This is a genomic window from Ancylobacter sp. TW_SC_1, from assembly GCF_056836805.1.
The window spans coordinates 2,126,128-2,149,602 of the sequence record NZ_CM166365.1; the positions used below are offsets into that span (position 1 = coordinate 2,126,128).

The window sequence follows — 23,475 nt, forward strand, 5'->3', positions numbered from 1 at the left end:
CTTCGCCCGTCCCGTCTGACGGGGGCGGCCGCAACGGGAGCAAAAGCTGCACATGTCAGTCGAGGTCGAAGACAAGATGCTGGACCAACCGGAGAACACCGCCCGCCCGGCGGCGGCGAATGGCGACGACGTCGCCAAGTTCCGCGCGGCGGTGATCTCCAAGCTCACCTACGCGGTGGGCAAGAATCCGGCGGCCGCGAGCGATCGTGACTGGTTCCTCGCCACCGCTTTCGCCACCCGCGACCGCATCGTCGACCGCTGGATCACCTCGACCCGGCAGACCTATTCGGAAGGGCGCAAGCGGGTCTATTACCTCTCGCTGGAATTCCTGATCGGCCGGCTGCTGTTCGACGCGCTGACCAATATCGAGATGCTGGAGACCGCGCGTTCGGCGCTGGGCGACCTCGGCGTCGATCTCGACCGGTTACGGCAGGTCGAGCCGGACGCGGCGCTGGGCAATGGCGGCCTCGGCCGTCTCGCCGCCTGCTTCATGGACAGCATGGCGACGCTGTCCATCGCCGCCTATGGCTACGGCATCCGCTACGAGAACGGCCTGTTCCGGCAGATGATCAAGGGCGGCTGGCAGCAGGAATATCCCGAGGACTGGCTGTCCTTCGGCAATCCGTGGGAATTCGAGCGTCCCGAGGTCTATTACGACGTCGGCTTCGGCGGCTCGGTCGAGGCGATCGCCGTGGGCGGCGAGCGCAAGAAGCAGGTCTGGCATCCCGGCGAGACGGTCGAGGCGGTGGCCTATGACACGCCGATCGTCGGCTGGCGCGGCCATCACGTGAACACGCTGCGCCTGTGGTCGGCCCGCGCCGCCGATCCGATCCGCCTCGACGCCTTCAACCAGGGCGACCATGTCGGCGCGCTGGTCGACCAGGTGAAGGCCGAGGCGATCTCCAAGGTGCTCTATCCGAGCGACGCCACCCCGGCCGGCCAGGAGCTGCGGCTGCGGCAGGAGTATTTCTTCACCGCCGCCTCGCTGCAGGATCTCATCCGCCGCCATGTCGACAGCTTCGGCGACGTGCGCTCGCTGCCCGACAAGGTGTCGATCCAGCTCAACGACACCCACCCCTCCATCGCCGTCGCCGAGCTGATGCGCGTCCTCGTGGACGAGAACGACATCGAGTGGGACGAGGCGTTCGACATCACCGTCCGCACCATCTCCTACACCAACCACACCCTGCTGCCGGAGGCGCTGGAGACCTGGCCGGTGCCGCTGATGGAGCGCGTGCTGCCGCGCCACATGCAGATCATCTATTCGCTGAACGCCAAGCATCTGGAAAAGGTGCGCGCCCAGTTCCCGGGCGACGACGCGCTGCTGAGCTCGGTGTCGCTGATCCAGGAGGATCACGGCCGGCGCGTGCGCATGGGCAATCTCGCCTTCCTCGGCTCGCACTCGATCAACGGCGTGGCGGCGCTGCACAGCGAGCTGATGAAGACGACGGTCTTCAAGGACTTCTACCGGCTGTTCCCCGACCGGATGAACAACAAGACCAACGGCATCACCTTCCGCCGCTGGCTCTACCAGGCCAATCCGGGACTGACCAATCTGCTCGTCGACATGTGCGGGCCGGGCGTGCTGGACGATGCCTCCCAGCTCAAGAAGCTGGAGCAGTTCGCCGGCGATTCCTCGCTGCACGACCGCCTCGCGGCGGTGCGCCGGCAGAACAAGGTCGCGCTGGCGCGGGTCATCCGCGACCGGCTGGACATCAAGGTCAATCCGGGCGCGCTGTTCGACGTCCAGATCAAGCGCATCCACGAGTACAAGCGCCAGCTGCTCAATGTGCTGGAGACCATCGCGCTCTATGACGCGATGCGCGCCAACCCGGCCAAGAACTGGGCGCCGCGCGTCAAGATCTTCTCCGGCAAGGCGGCGGCGAGCTACCAGATGGCCAAGCTGATCATCAAGCTGGCCAACGACGTGGCGCGCGTCGTCAACGACGACCCGACCGTGCGCGACCTGCTGAAGGTGGTGTTCCTGCCGAACTACAATGTGAGCCTCGCCGAGGTGATCATCCCGGCGGCGGACCTGTCCGAGCAAATCTCCACCGCCGGCATGGAGGCCTCCGGCACCGGCAACATGAAGATGGCGCTCAACGGCGCGCTCACCATCGGCACGCTCGACGGCGCCAATGTCGAGATCCGGGACCATGTCGGCGACGACAACATCTTCATCTTCGGCCTGACCGCCGAGGAGGTCGAGGACCGCCGCATGGCCGGCATCGACGAGGCCGGCGCGATCCGCAAATCCGACCATCTCGGCGAAGTGCTGGACGCGGTCGGCTCCGGCGTGTTCTCGCCGGACGAGCCGGACCGCTTCAAGCCCCTGGTCGATGCGCTGCGCCACCATGACTACTTCCTGGTGACATCGGACTTCGACGCCTATTGGGACGCCCAGCGCAAGGTCGACGCGCGCTGGCACGACCGCGCCGCCTGGTGGACGTCGAGCGCGATCAACACGGCCAATATGGGCTGGTTCTCCTCCGACCGGACCATAACGGAGTACGCCACGGATATCTGGAACGTTCCCGTGCGTCCCCTCCGCTGACGCCGGCGGGCCGTCCGGCGCGACACCGGCGGCCCGTCATTTACCTATCGCCGCGTTACGTGGCTCCTGATTGTGGACTTTGTCTTGGCGGTAGAGGAACCTTCACTGCGCCCGGGTCTTGAACCCGGTAGTTCGGCTCAGGAAGGAATGGCGGAAATGTACGCGTGGCAGGCGCCTGACCGGGAGGTCGACGCACTCGTCGGTGGCCGCCATCACGACCCGTTCGCCCTGCTGGGGCCGCACGAGACGCCGGCGGGCCTCGTCATCCGCGCCTTCGTGCCCCATGCGGGGACGCTGGAGGCGATCGAGGCGGACGGCACGCTCATCGCCGCGCTCGACCGGCGCCACGATGCCGGCTTCTTCGAGGGGCTGGTGCCCGGCCGCCCGGCCTGGGCGCGCTACCGCCTGCGGGCGCGCAATCTCGGCGGCGAATGGGAGCTCGACGATCCCTATGCCTTCCCGCCGGTGCTCGGCCCGCTCGACGACTATCTCCTCGTCGAGGGCACGCACCGCCTGCTCTATGAGCGGCTCGGCGCGCATCCCTGCACGCATGAGGGCGTCGACGGCGTGCGCTTCGCCGTCTGGGCGCCCAATGCCGCGCGGGTGTCGGTGGTCGGCGACTTCAACCAGTGGGACGGCCGCCGCCACCAGATGCGCAAGCGCGTCGACAGCGGTCTGTGGGAGATCTTCGCGCCGGGCGTGGGCGAGGGGACGATCTACAAATACGAGATCGTCGCCGCCGACGGCCGGCTGCTGCCGCTCAAGGCCGACCCGTTCGGCTTCCGCGGCGAGTTCCGCCCGGCCACCGGCTCGGTGGTCGCGCGCACCGACCTTTTCGAGTGGCACGACGAGGCGCATGTCGCCGCCCGCGCCGAGGGCGAGGCCCGGCGCAAGCCGATGTGCACCTACGAGGTGCATCTGGGCTCCTGGCGGCGCGGCGAGGGCGACCGCTTCCTGACCTATGACGAGCTGGCCGACCAGCTCGTCTCCTATGCCGCCTGGATGGGCTTCACCCATATCGAGCTGCTGCCGGTCTCCGAGCATCCGCTCGATGCCTCCTGGGGCTACCAGCCGATCGGGCTGTTCGCGCCGACCAGCCGCTTCGGCGACCCGGCCGGCTTCGCGCGCTTCGTCGACCGCGCCCATCAGGCCGGGATCTCGGTGATCCTCGACTGGGTGCCGGCGCATTTCCCGACCGACATCCACGGGCTGGCGCATTTCGACGGCACCACGCTGTACGAGCATCCCGACCCGCAGCGCGGCTTCCAGCCGGACTGGAATACGGCGATCTACGATTTCGGCCGGCGCGAAGTCGCCAATATGCTGATCGCCAATGCGCTGTACTGGCTCGACCGATTCCACATCGACGGCCTGCGCGTCGATGCGGTGGCCTCCATGCTCTATCTCGACTACTCGCGCCGGCATGGCGAATGGTCGCCCAACCCGGACGGTTCCAACGACAACAAGGACGCCGTCGCCTTCCTGCGCCGCGCCAACGAGACCATCTATGCCGAGCATCCCGGCACGGTGATCATCGCCGAGGAATCCACTTCCTGGGCCGGCGTCTCGCAGCCGGTCTTCGCCGGCGGGCTCGGCTTCGGCTTCAAGTGGAACATGGGCTGGATGCACGACACGCTCGACTACATGTCGATGGACGGCGTGTACCGCCCCTGGCACCACGACAAGATCACCTTCGGCATCACCTATGCCTTCTCGGAGAATTTCGTGCTGCCGCTCTCGCATGACGAGGTGGTGCACGGGAAGGGCACGATCTTCGGCCGCATGCCCGGCGACGACTGGCAGCGCTTCGCCACCATGCGCGCCTATTACGCGATGATGTGGGCCTATCCCGGCAAGAAGCTGCTGTTCATGGGCCAGGAATTCGCCCAGCGCCGCGAATGGAGCGAGGAGCGCTCGCTCGACTGGCATTTGGTCGGCATGGGCCCGCACCATCGCGGCATGCAGCTTCTGGTGCGCGACCTGAACCTTCTCTATCGCGACACGATCGCCCTGCATGCGCGGGACTGCGAGCCGGAGGGCTTCGGCTGGATCGTCGTCGACGACAAGGACCAGTCGGTCTTCGCCTGGGCCCGCTACGGCGGCCCGGACGATCCGCCGGTGGCGATGGTGTCGAACCTCACGCCGGTGCCGCGCACGCATTACCGCCTCGGCCTGCCGCGCGCGGGCGTCTGGCGCGAGATACTGAACACCGACGCCGACCTCTATGGCGGCTCGGGGCTCGGCAATCTCGGCGCGGTGACGGCCGGCGACGCGCCGGCGCACGGCCAGCCGGCGAGCGCGCATGTCGTGTTGCCGCCGCTCGCAACGCTCTATTTCAAATGGGAACCGGAACCGCCGCCACCGCCGCAGGGCGAGACGTCCAACCGGCAATAGCGACCTCAGGGAGAAGATGCCAGATGGCACGGCCGACGCTTCAGAATGCTCCACTTGCCCGCTCGGCAATGGCCTATGTTCTTGCCGGCGGCCGCGGCAGCCGCCTGATGGAGCTGACGGATCGACGTGCCAAGCCGGCGGTCTATTTCGGCGGCAAGTCGCGCATCATCGACTTCACGCTGTCCAACGCGATCAATTCCGGCATCCGCCGCATCGGCGTCGCCACCCAGTACCAGGCGCACAGCCTGATCCGCCATCTCCAGCGCGGCTGGAACTTCCTGCGCCAAGAACGCAATGAGAGCTTCGACGTGCTGCCGGCGAGCCAGCGCGTCTCGGAGACCATGTGGTATCTCGGGACGGCCGACGCGGTGTACCAGAACCTCGACATCATCGAGGCCTACGACACCCGCCACATCATCATCCTGGCCGGCGACCACGTCTACAAGCAGGACTACGAGATCATGCTGCAGCAGCATGTCGACCAGGGCGCCGACGTGACCGTCGGCTGCCTGGAGGTGCCGCGCAACGAGGCGAGCGCCTTCGGCGTGATGCATGTCGACACCAAGGACCGCATCATCTCCTTCCTGGAGAAGCCGAAGGACCCGCCGGCGATGCCCGGCAAGCCGGACAAGGCGCTGGCCTCGATGGGCATCTATGTCTTCGAGACCAAGTTCCTGATCGACCAGCTGCGCCGCGACGCCGCCGATCCGCTTTCGACGCATGATTTCGGCAAGGACATCATCCCCTACATCGTCAAGCACGGTAAGGCGTCGGCGCACCATTTCTCGCGCTCCTGCGTGCGCTCGGACCAGGAGACGGCGCCCTACTGGCGCGATGTCGGGACGGTCGACGCCTATTGGGAAGCCAATATCGACCTGACCGGCGTGGTGCCCGAGCTCGACCTCTATGACCGCGACTGGCCGATCTGGACCTATGCCGAGATCACCCCGCCGGCGAAGTTCGTGCATGACGACGAGGGCCGGCGCGGACAGGCGATCTCGTCGCTGGTGTCGGGCGGCTGCATCATCTCCGGCTCGTCGCTGCGCCGCGCGCTGCTGTTCACCGGCGTCAGGATCAATTCCTATGGCTCGATCGAGAACGGTGTCATCCTGCCTTATGTCGAGATCGGGCGCTCGGCGCGGCTGAAGAATGTCGTGATCGATTCCCATGTCCGCATTCCCGAGGGCCTCGTCATCGGCGAGGACCCGGTGCTGGACGCCAAGCGCTTCCGGCGCACGGAAAAGGGCATCTGTCTGATCACCCAGACGATGATCGACCGGTTGTCGAACTAGGGCTCAGGATCAAGGCGTGCCATCCGTGAAGGTACTTTCCGTCGTTTCAGAGATTTTCCCGCTGGTGAAGACTGGCGGGCTGGCGGATGTCGCCGGCGCGCTGCCGGGGGCGCTGGTCGCCCACGGCATCGAGACGCGCACGCTCGTTCCCGGCTATCCCGCCGTGATGGCCGCGCTGCAGGCGGGCGAACCGGTGCACCGCTTCGACCATCTGTTCGGCGGGCCGGCGCGGCTCGTCGCCGGCACGGCGGCCGGGCTCAAGCTGTTCGTCATCGACGCGCCCCATCTCTACGACCGGCCGGGCGGCCCCTATGTCGGGCCGAACGGGGTCGACTGGCCGGACAATGCGCAGCGCTTCGCGGCGCTCGGCGCGGTGGCCTCCGGCCTCGGGCTCGGGCTGGTGCCGGCCTTCGTGCCGGACGTGGTGCACGCGCATGACTGGCAGGCCGGTCTGGCGCCGGCCTATCTGCACTATGCCGGCACGCGGCGGCCGGGCACGGTGATGACCATTCACAACATGGCCTTCCAGGGACAGTTCCCTGCCCATACGGCCGGCATGCTCGGCCTGCCGCCGCACGCCTTCGCGCTCGACGGCATCGAATATTACGGCATGGTCGGCTATCTCAAGGCCGGGCTCCAGCTCGCCGACCGCATCACCACCGTCTCGCCCGGCTATGCCGGCGAGATCCTGCAGCCGGAAGGCGGCATGGGGCTGGAAGGGCTGCTCGCCGCGCGCAGCCATGCGCTCTCCGGCATCCTCAACGGCCTCGACGAGGCGACGTGGAATCCGGCCACCGACACGCTGATCGCCGCGCCCTTCGACGTGAAGACGCTGAAGGCGCGGGGCGCGAACAAGGTCGCGCTGAAGCAGGCTTTCGGCCTCGATGCCGACCCCGACGCGCTGCTGTTCGGCGTGGTGAGCCGGCTCTCCTGGCAGAAGGGTCTCGACCTGCTGGCCGACAGCCTGCACACACTGCTCGGCCTCGGCGCCCAGCTCGTGCTGCTCGGCTCGGGCGATGCGGACCTCGCCGGGCGCTTCGCCTGGGCGTCGCAGAGCCATCCCGGCCGGATCGCCGTGCGGCTCGGCTATGACGAGGCGGTGGCGCACCAGATCCAGGCCGGCTCGGACGTGCTCATCGTGCCCTCGCGCTTCGAGCCCTGCGGGCTGACCCAACTTTCCGCGCTGCGCTACGGCGCGCTGCCGCTGGTCGCCCGCGTCGGCGGCCTCGCCGACACGGTGATCGACGTGAACGAGATGGCCCGCACCGCCGGGGTGGGGACGGGGGTGCAGTTCTCCCCGGTCACCGCGCCGGCGCTGCAGCTCGCGCTGCACCGCGTCGCCGGGCTGTGGCACGACAAGGCGCTGTGGAAGAAGCTGCAGCGCAATGCCATGACCACGGACGTCTCCTGGGAGCGCGCCGCCCGCCAGTATGACGCGCTGTTCCGCCGCCTTGTGGCGGAGCGGGCTGCGTGAGCGAGCGGCGGGTCGCGACCGGAAGCCCCGAACCGCTAGGGGTCACGGCGGATGCGCGCGGCGTGAACGTCGCCGTGTTCTCCGCCCATGCCGAGCGCATCGAATTCTGCCTGTTCGACGCGTCGGGCGAGGCCGAGATCGCCCGCATCGCCCTGCCGGGCCGCACCGGCGACGTGTTCCACGGCCATGTGAGCGGCGTGCCCGCCGGGGCGCGCTACGGCCTGCGCGCGGCGGGGCCGTGGGCGCCGGCGGAGGGGCACCGCTTCAATCCCTACAAGCTGCTGGTCGATCCCTATGCCAGCCGGCTCGACCGGCCGTTCCGGCTCGACGCGACGATGTTCGACGCCCGCGCCTCCGGCGCCACGCGCGACGAGACGGACAGCGCGCCGACGGTTCCCAAGGCGATCGTGGCGCCTGCCATGACGGCGCCCGCCGACGCCCCGGCGCGGCCGGCGTTCCGCTGGGACGCCGAGGTGTTCTACGAGCTGCATGTGCGCGGCTTCACCATGCGGCACGAGGCGATCCCCCTCGCCATGCGCGGCACCTTCGCGGCGCTGGCCGCGCCCGCCGCGCTCGATCATCTCGTGCGGCTCGGCGTCACCACGGTCGAGCTGATGCCGGCCATGGCGTGGATCGACGAGCGCCATTTGCCGCCGCTCGGGCTCACCAATTACTGGGGCTACAACCCGGTGGTGTTCGGCGTCCCCGACCCGCGCCTCGCGCCGGGCGGCTTCGAGGAGGTGACGCGGGCGATCGCGGCGCTGCACGGCGCCGGCATCAAGGTCGTGCTCGACGTGGTGCTGAACCACACCGGCGAGAGCGATGCGTTCGGCCCCACGCTCAGCCTGCGCGGGCTCGACAACGCGACCTATTACCGTCACGCCAGGGACGATCCCTCGCGCCTCATCAACGATGCCGGCACCGGCAACACGCTGGCGCTGGAGCGCGCGCCAGTGCTGCGGCTCGGCATGGACATGCTGCGGCGCTGGGCGGCCTGCGGGCTGGACGGCTTCCGCTTCGACCTCGCCGCCACGCTGGGCCGGCGGGCCGACGGCTTCGACCCCGAGGCGCCGTTCATCGCCGCGCTGCAGCAGGACCCGCTGCTGCGCGACCTCGCTCTGGTCGCCGAGCCCTGGGACATCGGGCCGGGCGGCTATCAGGTCGGGCAGTTCCCGCCCGCCTGGGGCGAGTGGAACGACCGGTTCCGCGACACAATACGGCATTTCTGGCGCGGCGACGCCGGCGTCGCGGGCGAACTGGCGACGCGGCTCGCCGGCTCGGCCGACATCTTCGCCGCGCGGCGGCGGCCGCTGTCGCGCGGCATCAATTTCGTCACCGCGCATGACGGCTTCACGCTGGCCGACCTGGTTTCCTTCGCGGCCAAGCACAACGAGGCCAATGGCGAGCACAATCGCGACGGCACCGACAACAATGCGAGCTGGAATCACGGCGTCGAGGGCTGGACCGACGATGCCGCGATACAGGCGGCGCGCGACGCCGACATGCGGGCGCTGCTGGCGACGCTGCTGATCGCGCGCGGCACGCCCATGCTCACCATGGGCGACGAGTGCGGCCGCTCGCAGGCCGGCAACAACAACGCCTATGCGCAGGATAATGAGACGACCTGGCTCGACTGGTCGAAGGTCGACGAGGATCTCGCCGCCTTCACCGCCCGGCTGGTGAAGCTGCGGCTGGCGCACCGGGCGCTGCGGCTGGAGGCGCCGCTGACCGGGCGCCCGATCGATGAAAGCGGCATCCCGGACGTCGACTGGCGCAGCCCCGAGGGCGGGACGGTGCCGTGGAACGACGGCAATAATCGCGCGCTGGTGGCGGTGTTCTACGCTCCCGCCAGCGGAGACGAGGCGGCGGACCGGGTGGCGGTGGCGCTCAACGCCTCGGATGCGCAGCGCCGGCTCGATCTGCCGGCCCCGCGCGAGGGCTTCGCCTGGCGGGTGGCGGCCGATACCGCCCGGCCGGATGGCGCCGCGCTCGGCGACGCGTCCGAGGTGGCGGCGCGTTCCGTGCTGATTCTGGTCGAGGAGGCGGCGCCCGCCGCGCCGCGCCGGGCGGCCGATCCGGAGCTGTTGCACAGGCTTTCCGCCGCCGCCGGCATCGACGCGCAATGGTGGGACGTGACCGGCCGGTCGCAGATGGTGGGCGACGACACCAAGCGCGCGCTGCTCGCGGCGCTGCGCCTGCCGGCCGGCGGCGATGGCGAGATGCGCGACAGCCTCGCCACGCTGTCGCAGCAGCAATTCGGCCGCGACGTGCCCTTTGCCCGCGTGCTGCGGGGGGGCGCGTCGCGCCTGCTGACGCTGGCAGGCGAGGCGGCGCAGGCGCCGCGCCGGCTCGACATCGCGCTGCGTCTGGAAAACGGCGACGAGATCGAATGGCCGGTGCGGCCGGAGGAGGGCCGCCGCGCGGAAGTGGAGCGGCCGGACGGGCGGCTGGCGCGCATCCGCGAGGTCGAGTTGCCCGATCTGCCGCCCGGCCGCCACACGCTGCGCCTCGGCGAGGCCGAATGCCGGCTCACCGTCGCGCCGCCCGCCTGCTATCTGCCGCCCGGGCTCGCGGCCGGCGGGCGGGTGTTCGGCGTCGGCACGCATCTCTACACGCTGCGGCGCGAGGCGCTGGATCAGGGCATCGGCGATTTCACGCTGCTCGGCGAACTCGGCGCGCTGGCGGCGAAGGCCGGCGCGCGCGTGCTGGGGCTCAACCCGCTGCACGCGCTGTTTCCCGGCGAGCGCGAGCGGGCGAGTCCCTATTCGCCCTCCGACCGGCGCTTCCTCGACCCGATCTATATCGACGTCGCCGCGCTCGGCGCCGACATGGCGCGGTTCGCCCCGGTCGCGGGCGAGGCCTTTGTCGACTATGCGCGCGTCTGGGCGGCCAAGGAGGCGGCGCTGCGGCTCGCCTTCGCCGCCTTCGAGCGCGCGCCGGATCCCGATTTCGACCGCTTCGTCGCGGAGGGCGGCGCGACGCTTGGGCGCTTCGCCCTCCATCAGGCGATCGCCGCCGCGCATCCGGGCATGAGCTGGCGCGACTGGCCGGCGGGCCTGAGCGAGGCGGACGGCCCGGCGGTCGCGGCATTCGGCCGGGCGAACCTGCCGGCGGTGCGCTTCGCGCTGTGGCAGCAATGGATCGCCGACCGGCAGTTCGCCGCCGCCGCCGCGCGGGCGCGGGAGGCCGGGCTGTCGCTCGGCATCTACCGCGACCTTGCGGTGGGCACGACGCCGGACGGGGCCGAGGCGTGGTCGGAGGCATCCATGCTGATGTCCGGCGTGAGCATCGGCGCGCCACCCGATCCGCTCGGCCCGGAGGGACAGAACTGGAACCTGCCGCCCTTCGACCCGCTGGCGCTGCAGCGCGACGGCTATGCCCGCTATGCCGGCCTCGTGCGCGCCAATATGCGTCATGCCGGGGCGCTCAGGATCGACCATGTGATGGGGCTGCGCCGGCTGTTCCTCATCCCGCAGGGGGCGAGCGGGAGCGAGGGCACCTATCTCGCCATGCCGTTCGAGGAGCTTGCCGGGCAGGTGGCGCTGGAGAGCGAGCGGGCGCGGTGCCTGGTCGTCGGCGAGGATCTCGGCACCGTGCCGTTCGGCATGCGCGACCAGCTCAACGACGAGCGCATGCTGTCCTACCGCGTGCTGTGGTTCGAGCGGCGGGGGGCGGAGTTCGCGCCGCCGGGCGATTATCCGGCGCTGGCGGCGGCCTGCGTCTCGACCCACGATCTGCCGACGCTGGCCGGCTGGTGGGAGGCGGTGGACCTGAAGGAGCGCCGCGACCTCGGGCTGGAGGACGAGGCGAGCTTCGAGGCCGCGCTGGTCGAGCGTGCCCGCGAGCGCGAGCAACTGGGCGAGGCGCTGCTGAAGGAGGAACTCATCGCCGCGCTTCCGGCGCCCGGTGCGCCGCTCGACGACGGCTTCCTCGCCGCCGTGCATGCCTTCGTCGCCCGCACGCGCTCGGCGCTGGCGCTGGCCCAGCTCGACGATCTCGCCGGCGAGACGGTCGCGGTGAACCTGCCCGGCACCGATCGGGAGCGGCCGAACTGGCGGCGCCGGCTCTCGCATCCGCTCGAGGAGGTGATGGCGAGCCCGCGTGCCCACGCCGCGCTCGCAGCCATGTCGGGCGAGCGCGGCGGGGAACCCTGAGCGGGATCAGGGCGCCGGCGGCGTCGCCGGCGAACCACTCGGCGCGGGCGCCGACGGCGGGGTCTCGGGAGTTGCCGGAGCAGGCGCGGCCGGAGGCATGGTGGACGGCGCGTCGGGCGCGGGTGCCGGCGGCACGACCGGTTCGGCGGCGGGCGGCGTAGCGGCGGGCGGCACGACGGGCTGCGTCGCCGCGGGCGGCGGCATCGGGCTTTCGGTGGGTTGCGTGGTCATCCGTCCGGAATACTGGACGGCGGCATAGGCCGCGACGATCAGGACGATCGCGGCGATGATCAGCACAGTGTTCCGGCTCATGAGGCGAATCTCCGGCAGGGGTGCCCGGCGAAGGGCTGACGCGGGAGCCATGCGGCGCGCGAACAACCCCGCGGCGCGCAGATGGCGGCCACGGGGCGGCAAAGTGGCGCCTTCGTGCAGATTCCCATTGTGACAACGCGGCGATTAGACGAAAGTTCCGGACGGTCCGCCGCCGAAAGGCGCCCGGGCCGGAAAAACATCGAGCCGCCTCGACGCGGCCACGCCAACCGTCGCCAGGACGGAAAAAAGGGAGGGGACGAAAATGCCACAAGCCGATTTCGACGTTGTCACGCTTTCGCCTTCCACCGTGCGTGTCATGCACCGCGTTGCCCACCATATCTACGAGTTCGCGCTGGTGGATGACGGCTGCGGCCGGCGCGTCGTCAGCCGCGGTCCGCAGATCACCTTCGGCAAGGATTGCGACATTCCCGCCTGGGATCTCGTGAGCGCCGCCGAGCAGGTCGCCGCCGCCACGGCGCGTCACACCGGCATGATCGACTGACCCGTCCGCCGCCCCACCGGGCGGCGGCTTTCCCCCGATAGAGCACACCGGCGGCCTCGGGCGTCGCGGTGCCGTTCGCCTGCGCGGGCGATGCCGCGCGGAGGAGGCACGCGCATGCCTTGGTACTGGCGTCCCACCGGCAATCATGTATATGGGAGGATACATGTATATGTGTGGATATACGTAACAGGGAGCCACGCCATGTCGTCTCGCCGCCTTTTCCTCCGCCATGCCACGGCTGTCCTTGCCCTCGCGGCGCTCGCCGGCGCAAGCCTGCTGCCGGGCGCGACGCGGGCCGAGGACGCGCCGACCGTGTTCGCCGCCGCCAGCCTGACCAATGCGTTCCAGGACATCGGCAAGCTCTACAAGGAGAAGACCGGCAAGGACGTGGCCTTCTCCTTCGCCGCCTCCTCGGCGCTCGCCAAGCAGCTCGAGGCCGGCGCGCCGGCCGCGATCTTCGCCTCCGCCGACAACAAGTGGATGGACTATGCCGAGGCCAAGGACCTCACCCTGAAGGCCACCCGCGTCACCCCGATCGGCAACAGCCTGGTGCTGATCATGCCGGCGGACAAGGCGAAGGACGTGACGATCGACAAGGGCTTCGACTGGGCCGGCTTCCTCGGCGCCGACGGCAAGCTCGCCACCGGCCTCACCGACAGCGTGCCGGCCGGCATCTATGCCAAGACCGCTCTGACCAGCCTCGGCCAGTGGGAGACGGTGAAGCCGCACATCGTCGGCGCCGAGAGCGTGCGCGCCGCCCTGGCGCTGGTCGAGCGCGGCGAGGTCACCGCCGGCATCGTCTATTCGACCGACGCCGCCATCGCCAAGAATGTGAAGGTGGTCGCCACCTTCCCGGCCGGCAGCCATCCGCCGGTCGAGTATCCGTTCGAGATCGTCAAGGGCCAGGACACGCCGGCCACCCGCGCGTTCTTCGATTTCCTCACCGGCCCGGACGCCAGGACGGTCTACAAGAAATACGGCTTCGTGGTGAAGTGAGGCGCTGACATAGTGACGTCGTCATCCCGGCCGGTCGTCAGGCCGATCCGGGATCGCGTGACGATTCCGGAAAGCGATCCCGGCTCGCGCGTGCCGCGCGTCCGGGATGACGTCGCGGAGAGGTGGAACGGGACGACGATTTGTCGATGGATATGCTCACCCCCGAGGAATGGACGGCGGTCGCCCTCAGCCTGAGGGTGGCGTTCTGGGCGACCTTCTGGAGCCTGCCGGTCGCCATCCTCACCGCCTGGCTGCTCGCGCGGGCGAATTTCCCCGGCAAGGGGATGTTCGACGGCATCGTCTACCTGCCGCTGGTGCTGCCCAAGGTGGTGGTGGGCTATCTGCTGCTGCTCACCCTCGGCGCGCGCGGCTTCATCGGCCAGTATCTCGACGCCTGGTTCGGCATCAAGCTGATCTTCACCACGGCGGGGGCGACGGTGGCGGCGGCGGTGGTGAGCTTCCCGCTCACCGTCAATGCCATCCGCCTGGCGTTGGAGGCGGTCGACCGGGGGCTGGAGACCGCCGCGCGCACGCTCGGCGCCTCCCGCCTCGACGTGTTCTTCTCGGTGACGCTGCCGCTGATGCTGCCGGGCATCCTTTCCGGCGCGCTGCTCGCCATCGCCTCGGCGCTCGGCGAGTTCGGCGCCACCATCACCTTCGTCTCCAATGTCGAGGGCAAGACGCGGACCATCCCGCTGGCCATCTACAGCGCCACCCACATGCCCGACGGCGACGCCATGGCGCTGCGCCTGACCCTCGTCTCCGTCGTGCTGGCGCTCGGCGCGCTGCTGCTCGCCAGCCTCGTCGACCGGCGCATCCGCGTCATGATCGGCCGGGCGTGAGAGCGACGGCATGATCGAGATCGACATCCGCCTCGCGCGGCCGGGCGGCTTCGCGCTCCGTGCCTCGTTCCAGGTGCCCGGCGCCGGGGTGACGGCGCTGTTCGGCCGGTCGGGCGCCGGCAAGACCACCATCATCCAGGCGGTGGCCGGCGTGGTACGGCCCGATGCCGGGCGCATCGCGGTCGGCGGCGAGGTGTTCTTCGACGCCGCACGCGGCATCGACCTGCCGATCGAGGCGCGGCGCACCGGCTATGTGTTCCAGGACGCCCGGCTGTTTCCGCATCTCTCGGTGGAGCGGAACCTGCGCTATGGCGAGCGCCGCTGCCGGGCGCCCGAGCGGCCGATCCGCTTCGAGGCGGTGGTCGAACTGCTCGGCATCGGCCATCTTCTGGCGCGCCGCCCGCACACCCTCTCCGGCGGCGAGCGCCAGCGCGTCGCCATCGGCCGGGCGCTGCTCTCCCAGCCGCGCCTCCTGCTGATGGACGAGCCGCTGGCGGCGCTCGACGAGGCCCGCAAGGCCGAGATCCTGCCTTATCTGGAACGGCTGCGCGACGAGATGGGACTGCCCATCCTCTATGTCAGCCATTCCCTCGACGAGGTGCTGCGCCTGTCCGACATGGTGGTGGCGCTGCGCGACGGGCGGCAGGTGGCGTCGGGGCCGGTGGCGCAGGTGATGTCGCTGCCGGAGATCCTGCCGGTGGTCGGGCGCTTCGATGTCGGCACGCTGCTGGAATGCGTCGTCAGCCGGCACGATCCCGCCTACGCGCTGTCCAGCCTCGCCTTCGCGGGCGGCGAGTTGCGCGTGCCGCAGGTGGCGCTGGACGTCGGCGCGCGGGTGCGGGCACGGGTGCGCGCGCGCGACGTCGCCATCGCCCTGGCGCGGCCGGAGGACGTCTCCGTCTCCAATCTGCTGCCCGCGACCGTCGACGAGGTGCGGCTGCAGGAGGGCCCCTATGCCGACGTGATGCTGGCGGTCGGGCCGGCAGCGGCGACGCAGGTGCGGCTCGCCGCCATGGTGACGCGCGAGAGCGTGGAGCGGCTGAAGCTGCGGCCCGGCCTGCCGGTCTGGGCGATGATCAAGACCGTGGCGGTGGACAGCCGCAGCCCGGATGTCACGGCGGAAGGGTCGATCACGGCGCCTGAATGATCGACGGCACGCCCGGTCCGACCGCCTGCTCGTCGCGGATGAAGCCGATGACGGCAAGGACCAGCAGCGCGATCACCAGCGCCAGCAGGACCAGGCGCAGCCGGGCCGAGCGCCGGCCGATGACGCCGAGCGCCACCAGCAGCAGCAGGATGAGGATGACGATGATGATGGTCTGCATGGGGCCTTCGTCCTGCCGGGGCTCTGCCTGTTGAGAAGCCGCCCGCGGAAAACCCGGTGGGAGCTGAATGGTTCCGTGCTACCTGTCGACCCTCTCGGATTCCGCCCTCGTCGCCGGCACATGCGATCTCGCGGTTGAGCACGAAAGTGCGTTCGCGTTCGGATTCAATCCGCCAAGTTGATCGTGCATGGTGTTTCACGGATGGCCTGCCGCGCGCGGATCATAGGCATGAAGATGACCATTTCGATCGTAATGGCGACTTACAACGGCGAAAAATATCTTAAGGAGCAATTGGATAGCCTCTCGCGCCAGACGGTGGCGCCGCACGAGCTCATCATCAGCGATGACGATTCGTCCGACGGCACGGATGCCATCGTCCAGGAATTCGCACGCTCCGCGCCGTTTCCGGTCAGAATGTTCAAGAACGGTCGGCGCCTGGGATTTCAGGAGAACTTCCTCCAGGCGGCCTCGCTGGCCACCGGGGAATGGGTGGCCTTTTGCGATCAGGACGACATCTGGCACGTCGACAAGCTTCGCCTATGTTCCTCGTTCACGGTCGATCCCGCTGTCTCCCTGATCGTTCATCAGGCCCGCCTGATCGCTGCCAACGGGGAGTTCATCAGTCGATACGACCAGAATATTTCCCAGACCTGCGTCAGGGAGCCGTTGCATTACAATCCGTGGCGGATTTTCACCGGGTTCTCGATGGTCTTTCGCCGCAGCGTGCTGGACGTGATCCCTTCCGGGATGAGGTTCAGGGATCGCCAGAAGCTGGGCGTGGCCCATGATCGGTGGGTGTTCTTTCTCGCCCACACCCTGGGGCGTACCGTCGAGGTGGCGGAACCGCTGGTCTCCTATCGCCAGCATGCGTCAAATGTCTCCGGCGTGAAGCGGGGCTCGATAGAATTCGGGCCGGCGCGCGCGATCAGGGAAGTCCTTCACCATTTCGCGGTGGAAACGAACAGCATGCGCACGCTCGCGGCAATGATTCCCGGCTGGGCGGAAGAGACGTTTCCGTCATTTGACCGAAAGAAGGCGGAGGAATTCTACGCGTCCGAAGCGGCGCATTTCGAAGGACGAGAGGCGATCTATGCAGCGACGAGAGCGCAGGCGTTGTCTGCCTGTCTCGGAATGCTGTGGTCTGGCCGGTATCGGAATGTCCATAATGATCGCCTCAGATGGCGATCCGTCCTGAAGGACCTGTTCTATATCGTCGCGCGCTAGGCTGCGCGAACGGCCGGGCGGAGGCCGGACGCTACCCGTCGATCGCTTCCCGCGTGACCACTTCCGGCGGGGCGAGTGCGTCGCGCAACTCGTCGACGGCCGTCCGGCTGGCCTGTGCGCTGCTCCGCTCGATCTCGCGATAAAGGGTGATCAGCCTTTCCCCGAAAGCGGTGAGGTCGGTGCCGTGGCCGCGCCGGCCGGGATGGGTCTTCACCACCGGTTCGCGGAAATTGCGCCCGATCTCGTCCACCAGCAGCCAGGCGCGGCGGTAGCTCATATTCATCTTGCGGGCGGCGGAAAGGATCGACCGCTCGGTGCGGATGGTCTCCAGAAGCTCGATCATGCCGGGGCCGAGATGGCGCCCGTTGCCGAAATAAACCCGGATGAACAGGCCGTCGCGCGGCTTGCGCGCGTCCTCATCGTCCACGTCCTCGATAGGCTGATGTTCCATGCGCGCCTCTTCCCCGACGCGCGATGTTAGGGGAAGAGGCGCGCGGCTGGAACCCGGTCAGGCGGTGCGCAGTTTCGGCCGCCGCCAGCCGAAGGCGAGATCGAGCAGCACCATCACCACCAGTGAGGCGCCGACCAGCGGGAAGACCACGCCCACCACCGCCATGATGGCGATCAGCCCCCACATCACCGACGCGCTGGTCGGCGCGGGCGGGATGCCGAGCGAGCCTCTGGGCCGGCGCTTCCACCACATCACCCCGGCCGAGACAGCCATCAGGATGATGGCGAGGCACACCGCGAGCAGGAAGAGCTGGTTGGCCAGCCCGAATTCCTGCCCCATGTGGAAGTTGATGCCCCATTCCATCGCCTTGGCGACCGGGCCGTAATCGGCATAGCTGAAATCGATCAGCGGCTTGCCGGTGTACTGGTCGAGATGGACGACCCGTTGCCTGGAGAGGTCGTCGGGATAGACCGTCGCCGAATAGACGCCGGTCGGCCCGCCCGGCAGGCTGAGCGTGTAGCCGGGGGTGACGCCGAGCCTGTCGACGATCGCCGCCGCCGTGTCGACGCCGATGGGCTGCGCCGCCGACGGAGTGGATTCGGGCATCTTCGCCTGTTCCAGCGACCAGGTGGTGGGGCCGTTGGCGTGGGCGAGGTGCTCGTCCGACATCGGCACGTTCACATAGACGCCGGACGGATAGCCGTAATTGGTGCCGTTGGCCCATTCATTGACCTGCTTGCCCCACACCAGCGACCACGGCATGCCGGACAGCGACATGAAGGCGATGACGATGCCGGTGAAGGCGCCGGTGACGGCGTGCAGGTCACGCCAGAACACGCGCCGGCGCGGCGTGCCGCGCACGCTCACCACGCCGCCGGTCTGCCTGCGCGGCCACCACAGATAGAAGCCGGTGGCGACCAGCAGGATCGACCAGCCGCCGACGATCTCGATGATGCCGTTGGTGACGGTGCCGAACTCCGCCAGGCTGTGCAGCCGGCGCATCAGCCACATGATGGTGCCGCGGTCGGCCAGTTCGCCGAGCACGCGGGAATCATAGGGGTCGACATAGACCGAACGGCGGGCGCCCTCGGTGGTCTTGATCACCACTTCGGCCGAGGCGGTCGGGTCCGCCGGCACGATCACCTTGAGCGCCGTGCCGGGGCGGGACGCCAGCGCGGCGTCGATCCAGGCGCTCGGCGCCTCGGCCGGCGTCGCGCGGGCCTCCACGACCTTGAGCTGGTGGTGCCAGAGCCCGTCTATCTCGTCGCGGAAGAGAAAGAGGCCGCCCGTCACCGCGAGCAGGATCATGAAGGGCAGCACCAGCAGGCCGGCATAGAAATGCCAGCGCCAGACGGCGCGGTAGAGATTGGCCGAGCGGTCTTCCGCCTCGGCGGCAGGCAGAACTGTGACGTTCATCGGAGCGTTCCGGAATCGAGGGCGACAGCACGCGCCGAGGCCCGGCCGTCACGCGGGACGGCCGGTCTCAAGCCGCGCGGCGGGGTCGATCAGTTGGCGGGCGTGCCGTGGTTGTGGCTGTGCGCGTTAGGCCCGGCTGCGCCCTTCGGGCCGGCCATACCCTCGATCTTGAAGCTGACATTCACCGTGCCGGCCTTGGCGAAGGTGAGCGTGCCCTTGAAGCTCTCGCCTTCCTTCAGCGGCTGCTTGAGGTCCATGAACATGAGGTGGAAGCCGCCCGGCGCGAGCTTCGCCTCGCCATTGGCGGGGATTTCCAGCCCGTCGGGGAGCATGCGCATGGTCATGACGCCGTCCTTGACGGACATCTCGTGGATCTCGACGCGGCCGGCGATCTCGGCGGTGGCGGAGACGAGGCGGTCGGCTTCCTTGCCCTCGTTCGCGACGGTCAGGTAGCCGCCGCCGACCTTGGCGCCGGCCGGCGTCATGCGCGCCCAGGGATGCTCGATCTCGAGCGTGCCGATCTTGTAGTCGTGGGCGAAGGCCGGCTGGACGGCGAAGAGGGCGAGGGCGGCGGCGACGATGACGAAGCCGACGCGGTCCTCGGTGCGGCGCAGCGCGCGGCGCAGGATGAAGCGGATCATGATGTGCACTCCCTATGTGCCGGCGGGCGCGGCTCTGGCGCACGCGGCCGGCGTTTCGACTGACGTTGCGGATGTCCCGTGGGGGCGTCAGGCGAGGGGAGGGGCCCGCGTGTGCCGGGGCGAGCGCGCGGTGCCGAGCGCGAGGCGAGGCGCGTGGGGCAGCGCGGTGCGCAGCAACGGCTGGATCGACGGGGCGGCGAGCACCGCCGCGACTGGCGGGGGCAGCGCGCTGCCGACCGACACGCTGCAGCCGGCGGTGCAGCAGTCCGGCGTGTGATGGGAGGGGTCGGCCGGGGAGGGTGTCGAGGCGCTGGAGCCGAGGCAGAGCACCTGCCCGTAGGCGTCGAGCGTGACGCCGCCCGCGGCATGCGCGCCGCTGGCGAGGCCGCCGAGCAGGGCCTGGACCACGAGGACATAGGCGAGCGCAAGCGCCATCGCCATCCCGCGCAGGCGGGGCGTGGCGTGCTTCCTGGCAGCCGGTCGGTCGTCCTCGGGCTTCATCGTGATGAACGCTCCCTTGCCTGCCATCTACCACAGGCGAGGGGGGCGCGGAACAGCGGCACGCCGCCGCTGCCCCGCGAGGCCGTCAGTCCGCCGCGCCCGGGCCGCGTATGGCGCCGGGCGGGCTCTTGCCCAGGATGATCATGCCGAGCACCTCGTCCTTGGTGACGTCGCTCGTGCGGGCGGTGCCCACCAGCTTGCCGTTCTTCATCACGCTGACGCGGTCGGCGAGGTCGAACACGTCGTGGATGTCGTGGCTGATCAGGAAGATGCCGATGCCCTCGGCCTTGAGCTGCTTGATCAGCTCGGCCACCTGCGCCGTCTCCTGCGGACCGAGCGCGGCGGTCGGCTCGTCCATGATCAGGATCTTGGCGTTGAAGTGGATGGCGCGGGCGATGGCGACCGACTGGCGCTGGCCGCCGGAGAGGCCGCGCACCGGCTCCTTGAACTTGCGGAAATTCGGGTTGAGCCGGCCCATCACCTCGCGCGTCGCCGCCTCCATCGCCACGTCGTCGAGCGTGCCCCAGGGGGTCATCAGCTCGCGGCCGAGGAAGAGGTTGGCGGCGGCGTCGACATTGTCGGCGAGCGCGAGGGTTTGATAGATCGTCTCGATGCCGTAGCGCTTGGCGTCGCGCGGATTGGCGATGTCGGCCTTCGCGCCATTGATGCGGATCTCGCCGGCATCCGGCTTGTAGGCGCCGGCGAGGATCTTGATCAGCGTCGACTTGCCCGCGCCATTGTGGCCGAGCAGGCCGACCACCTCGCCGGGATAGAGGTCGACGGTCACGTCGTCGACGGCGCGGATGCCGCCGAAGGCGATGCAGATGTCGCGCATCTCGACCAGCGGAGCGCCGGTGCGGGCGGCGGGGGCGGCGACCGGGGTGGCGGTGGCGGAGTTCATGGGCGCGCTCCTCACTTGAACCGCTTGCGGTAGACGGTGTCGATCCACACGGCGAAGACGAGCACGATGCCGACCACGATGTTCTGGTAGGGCGTGTCGACCCGCATCAGCACCATGCCGGACTGCAGGCTCTGCATCACCAGCGCGCCGACCATGGCGCCGGCGATGGTGCCGGCGCCGCCGGCGAGCGAGGTGCCGCCGATCACCGCGGCGGCGATGACGTAGAGCTCGTCCAGCGTGCCCTGCGCGTTGGTCGCCGAGTTGAGGCGGGCGGTGGAGATGGCGGCGCCGATGGCGGCCAGCGCGCCCATCAGCGCGAACACCGCCAGGGTGACCCGCCTGGTGTTGATACCGGCGAGGTCAGCGGCTTCCGGATTGCCGCCGATGGCGAAGACATAGCGGCCGAAGCGGGTGCGGTTGGTGACGAAGGTCATGACGATGCCGACCGCCAGCGCCACCAGGACGGGAATGGCGTAGCCGAAGCTGATCGAAAGGCCTTCCGGCGGAACCGTGAGGCCGGCGGCCTCGGCATAGCGGCGGGCCAGCACGGGCGGCAGCGTGTAGGCGTTGACCATCAGCGTCGCGCCGATGACCGCGAGACAGCCGGCGCCGACGATGACGAACTCCGCCCAGATCGGCTTCAGCGGGAAGTGGAAGCGCTGGCGCTGGCGGCGTGCCTGAATGGCGGCCGCGGCGATGGCGAGGCAGGCGACCACCGCGATGACCCAGCTCCAGAACTCCCCGACGGAGCCGTTGGCGCCGCCGCCGAGCAGCTTGAAATTGTCGTCGACCAGAGGAATGGTCTTGCCCTCGGCGATCGCCCAGGCGGCGCCGCGCCATACCAGCAGGCCGCCCAGGGTGACGATGAAGGCGGGCACGCCGAGATAGGCGATGACGAAGCCGTGCAGGGCGCCGATGGCGGCACCGGCCGCGATGCCGGCGGCGAGGGTGAGGACGATCACCGCCGGATGGTTGAAGCCGAAGGCCGGCAGCAGCGTGTTCACCTGGAACACCGCCATGATCATGCCGGTGACGCCGAGGATCGAGCCGACCGACAGGTCGATGTGGCGCATCACGATCACCAGCACCATGCCGGTGGACATCACGGCGATGGAGGAGCTCTGGACCGACAGGTTCCAGAGATTGCGCGGCGTCAGGAAGGTGCCGTCGGCAAGGAAGTCGAACACGATCCAGATGACGGCGAGCGCGCCGATCATGCCGAGGAAGCGCACGTCGATTTCCAGCGCGCCGATGAAGGAGGTCGGCGCGGACGCGGGCGCGCCTTGCGGCCGGGAAGAGGGGACGGGCGTGCTGGCCGTCGTGGAGTCGGTCATGAGCGTCCTCCTGCGGCCCGCGTCTTCGTGCGCGGGCGCCTCGGTGGGCAGGCGGCGGGGTTGCCCCCGCCGCGGTTTCGCCTGGATCAGTCGCAGGCCTTGACGGTGCCCGGCTTCACGCCCTGGCAGACGGTCGCCTTCGGCACCCAGCCGGCCTCGATGATCACGTCGAGATTATCCTTGGTGATCGGCACCGGCTTCAGGAAAGTGGAGTTCATCGGCACCTTCTTCGGGCCGCCGGTGAAGGTGGTGGTGCCGGCGACGGCCTTGGGTTCGGTGCCCTTGGCGAGGTCGAGGGCGATTTCCGCCGCGCGCTTGCCGAGCTCGCGCGAATCCTTCCACACCGACACGGTCTGGGTGCCGAGCGCGATGCGGTTCAGCGCGGCGAAGTCGGCGTCCTGGCCGGACACCGGCACGGAGCCGGCGAGGCCCTGCGCGGCCAGAGCGGCGATGGCGCCGCCGGCGGTGCCGTCATTGGAGGCGACGACGGCGTCGACCTTGTTGTTGTTCGCGGTCAGGAACTGCTCGGTGTTGCGCTGGGCATTGGAGGGCAGCCAGGCGTCGGTATAGGCCTCGCCGACATTCTTGATGTCGCCCTTGTCGATGGCGGCCTTCAGCGTTTCCATCTGACCGGAGAACAGGAAGTCGGCGTTCGGATCGGAGGCCGAGCCCTTGATGAAGATGTAGTTGCCCTTCGGCTTGATCTTCGCCACTTCGGCGGCCTGGAGGCGGCCGACCTCCTTGTTGTCGAAGGTGATGTAGTAGGCGTAGGGGTTCTCGATCAGGCGGTCGTAGCCGACCACCGGAATGCCCTCGTTCTGGGCCTTGGTGATGGCCGGCGAGATGGCGTCGGAATCCTGCGCCAGGATGATCAGCGCGTTGGCGCCCTGGGCGATCAGCGCCTCCACGTCGGAGAGCTGCTTGGCGGCCGAGGACTGGGCATCGGCGGAGATGTACTTGGCGCCGGCGGCGGCCAGCGCCTTCTTGATCGCGGCTTCGTCGGTCTTCCAGCGCTCTTCCTGGAAGTTCGACCAGCTCACGCCCACCACGACTTCCTCGGCGCGGGCGATGCCCATCGCCATCAACGAGGCGAGGGCGGCGGCGGTGACAGTCAGTTTCAGCTTCATGCTTTCCTCCCAAAGGGGTGCGATATGCCGGTGCC

General features: G+C 69.3%; 19 protein-coding genes. 10 read left to right on the top strand and 9 right to left on the bottom strand.

All coding sequences use genetic code 11. The features are described 5' to 3' along the window. Window positions 1-52 precede the first annotated feature (52 nt). From AC1PZ7_RS09785 to glgX, 5 genes are all read left to right on the top strand, one after another. On the top strand, window positions 53-2,554 hold the full coding sequence (locus AC1PZ7_RS09785) for a glycogen/starch/alpha-glucan phosphorylase (RefSeq protein ID WP_482359276.1): 2,502 nt from the start codon (window positions 53-55) through the stop codon (window positions 2,552-2,554). 156 nt (window positions 2,555-2,710) lie between these two features. Next, window positions 2,711-4,948, top strand: a complete 2,238-nt coding sequence (gene glgB / locus AC1PZ7_RS09790) for a 1,4-alpha-glucan branching protein GlgB (protein ID WP_482359277.1) — start codon at window positions 2,711-2,713, stop codon at window positions 4,946-4,948. Window positions 4,949-4,971: 23 nt separating this feature from the next. Next, complete coding sequence (gene glgC / locus AC1PZ7_RS09795; protein WP_482359278.1) at window positions 4,972-6,240, top strand: glucose-1-phosphate adenylyltransferase; 1,269 nt, start codon at window positions 4,972-4,974, stop codon at window positions 6,238-6,240. 16 nt (window positions 6,241-6,256) lie between these two features. After that, window positions 6,257-7,714 (top strand): glycogen synthase GlgA, encoded by a 1,458-nt coding sequence (gene glgA / locus AC1PZ7_RS09800; RefSeq protein WP_482359279.1) that lies wholly within the window; start codon window positions 6,257-6,259, stop codon window positions 7,712-7,714. Then, entirely contained in the window at window positions 7,711-11,868 is a 4,158-nt protein-coding gene (gene glgX / locus AC1PZ7_RS09805; RefSeq protein ID WP_482359280.1) for a glycogen debranching protein GlgX, read from the top strand. The genes glgA and glgX overlap by 4 nt, the downstream gene beginning before the upstream one ends. A 6-nt stretch (window positions 11,869-11,874) precedes the next feature. On the opposite strand, the gene AC1PZ7_RS09810 is transcribed toward glgX, so the two are convergent. After that, the gene (locus AC1PZ7_RS09810) at window positions 11,875-12,180 is read right to left on the bottom strand and encodes a hypothetical protein (protein ID WP_482359281.1); all 306 of its coding nucleotides are present in this window, start codon (window positions 12,178-12,180) and stop codon (window positions 11,875-11,877) included. Between the two features lie 262 nt (window positions 12,181-12,442). Here AC1PZ7_RS09810 and AC1PZ7_RS09815 point away from each other — a divergent pair, with 262 nt between their 5' ends. The 4 genes from AC1PZ7_RS09815 to modC all read left to right on the top strand — a co-directional run bounded on the left by AC1PZ7_RS09815 (window position 12,443) and on the right by modC (window position 15,667). Then, the gene (locus AC1PZ7_RS09815) at window positions 12,443-12,682 is read left to right on the top strand and encodes a hypothetical protein (RefSeq protein WP_482359282.1); all 240 of its coding nucleotides are present in this window, start codon (window positions 12,443-12,445) and stop codon (window positions 12,680-12,682) included. Window positions 12,683-12,883: 201 nt separating this feature from the next. Further along, window positions 12,884-13,678: a molybdate ABC transporter substrate-binding protein gene (gene modA / locus AC1PZ7_RS09820; RefSeq protein ID WP_482359283.1), complete on the top strand. Its 795-nt coding sequence runs from the start codon at window positions 12,884-12,886 to the stop codon at window positions 13,676-13,678. Window positions 13,679-13,830: 152 nt separating this feature from the next. Continuing rightward, the gene (gene modB, locus AC1PZ7_RS09825) at window positions 13,831-14,520 is read left to right on the top strand and encodes a molybdate ABC transporter permease subunit (RefSeq protein ID WP_482359608.1); all 690 of its coding nucleotides are present in this window, start codon (window positions 13,831-13,833) and stop codon (window positions 14,518-14,520) included. Window positions 14,521-14,530: 10 nt separating this feature from the next. Continuing rightward, entirely contained in the window at window positions 14,531-15,667 is a 1,137-nt protein-coding gene (modC, locus tag AC1PZ7_RS09830) for a molybdenum ABC transporter ATP-binding protein (protein WP_482359284.1), read from the top strand. Here modC and AC1PZ7_RS09835 read toward each other — a convergent pair. Further along, entirely contained in the window at window positions 15,651-15,845 is a 195-nt protein-coding gene (locus tag AC1PZ7_RS09835) for a hypothetical protein (RefSeq protein WP_482359285.1), read from the bottom strand. The genes modC and AC1PZ7_RS09835 overlap by 17 nt on opposite strands. 228 nt (window positions 15,846-16,073) lie before the next feature. On the opposite strand from AC1PZ7_RS09835, the gene AC1PZ7_RS09840 reads away from it, so the two are divergent. Beyond that, window positions 16,074-17,069 carry a glycosyltransferase gene (locus AC1PZ7_RS09840; protein WP_482359286.1) on the top strand — a complete coding sequence of 332 codons (996 nt, stop codon included), beginning with the start codon at window positions 16,074-16,076 and terminating at the stop codon, window positions 17,067-17,069. A gap of 31 nt (window positions 17,070-17,100) precedes the next feature. On the opposite strand, the gene AC1PZ7_RS09845 is transcribed toward AC1PZ7_RS09840, so the two are convergent. From AC1PZ7_RS09845 to xylF, 7 genes are all read right to left on the bottom strand, one after another. After that, window positions 17,101-17,520, bottom strand: coding sequence for a winged helix-turn-helix domain-containing protein (locus AC1PZ7_RS09845; protein ID WP_482359287.1), 420 nt, complete (start codon window positions 17,518-17,520; stop codon window positions 17,101-17,103). Window positions 17,521-17,577: 57 nt separating this feature from the next. Next, entirely contained in the window at window positions 17,578-18,936 is a 1,359-nt protein-coding gene (locus AC1PZ7_RS09850) for a PepSY-associated TM helix domain-containing protein (protein WP_482359288.1), read from the bottom strand. Between the two features lie 89 nt (window positions 18,937-19,025). Then, window positions 19,026-19,577: a copper chaperone PCu(A)C gene (locus AC1PZ7_RS09855; protein WP_482359289.1), complete on the bottom strand. Its 552-nt coding sequence runs from the start codon at window positions 19,575-19,577 to the stop codon at window positions 19,026-19,028. 87 nt (window positions 19,578-19,664) lie between these two features. Continuing rightward, entirely contained in the window at window positions 19,665-20,078 is a 414-nt protein-coding gene (locus tag AC1PZ7_RS09860) for a hypothetical protein (RefSeq protein ID WP_482359290.1), read from the bottom strand. An 85-nt stretch (window positions 20,079-20,163) separates the two neighbouring features. Then, window positions 20,164-20,979: an ATP-binding cassette domain-containing protein gene (locus AC1PZ7_RS09865; protein WP_482359291.1), complete on the bottom strand. Its 816-nt coding sequence runs from the start codon at window positions 20,977-20,979 to the stop codon at window positions 20,164-20,166. A gap of 11 nt (window positions 20,980-20,990) precedes the next feature. Beyond that, complete coding sequence (locus tag AC1PZ7_RS09870; protein ID WP_482359292.1) at window positions 20,991-22,313, bottom strand: sugar ABC transporter permease; 1,323 nt, start codon at window positions 22,311-22,313, stop codon at window positions 20,991-20,993. A gap of 86 nt (window positions 22,314-22,399) precedes the next feature. Then, a complete protein-coding gene (gene xylF / locus AC1PZ7_RS09875; protein ID WP_482359609.1) occupies window positions 22,400-23,395 on the bottom strand; it encodes a D-xylose ABC transporter substrate-binding protein in 996 nt (331 codons plus the stop codon). Window positions 23,396-23,475: the final 80 nt, after the last annotated feature.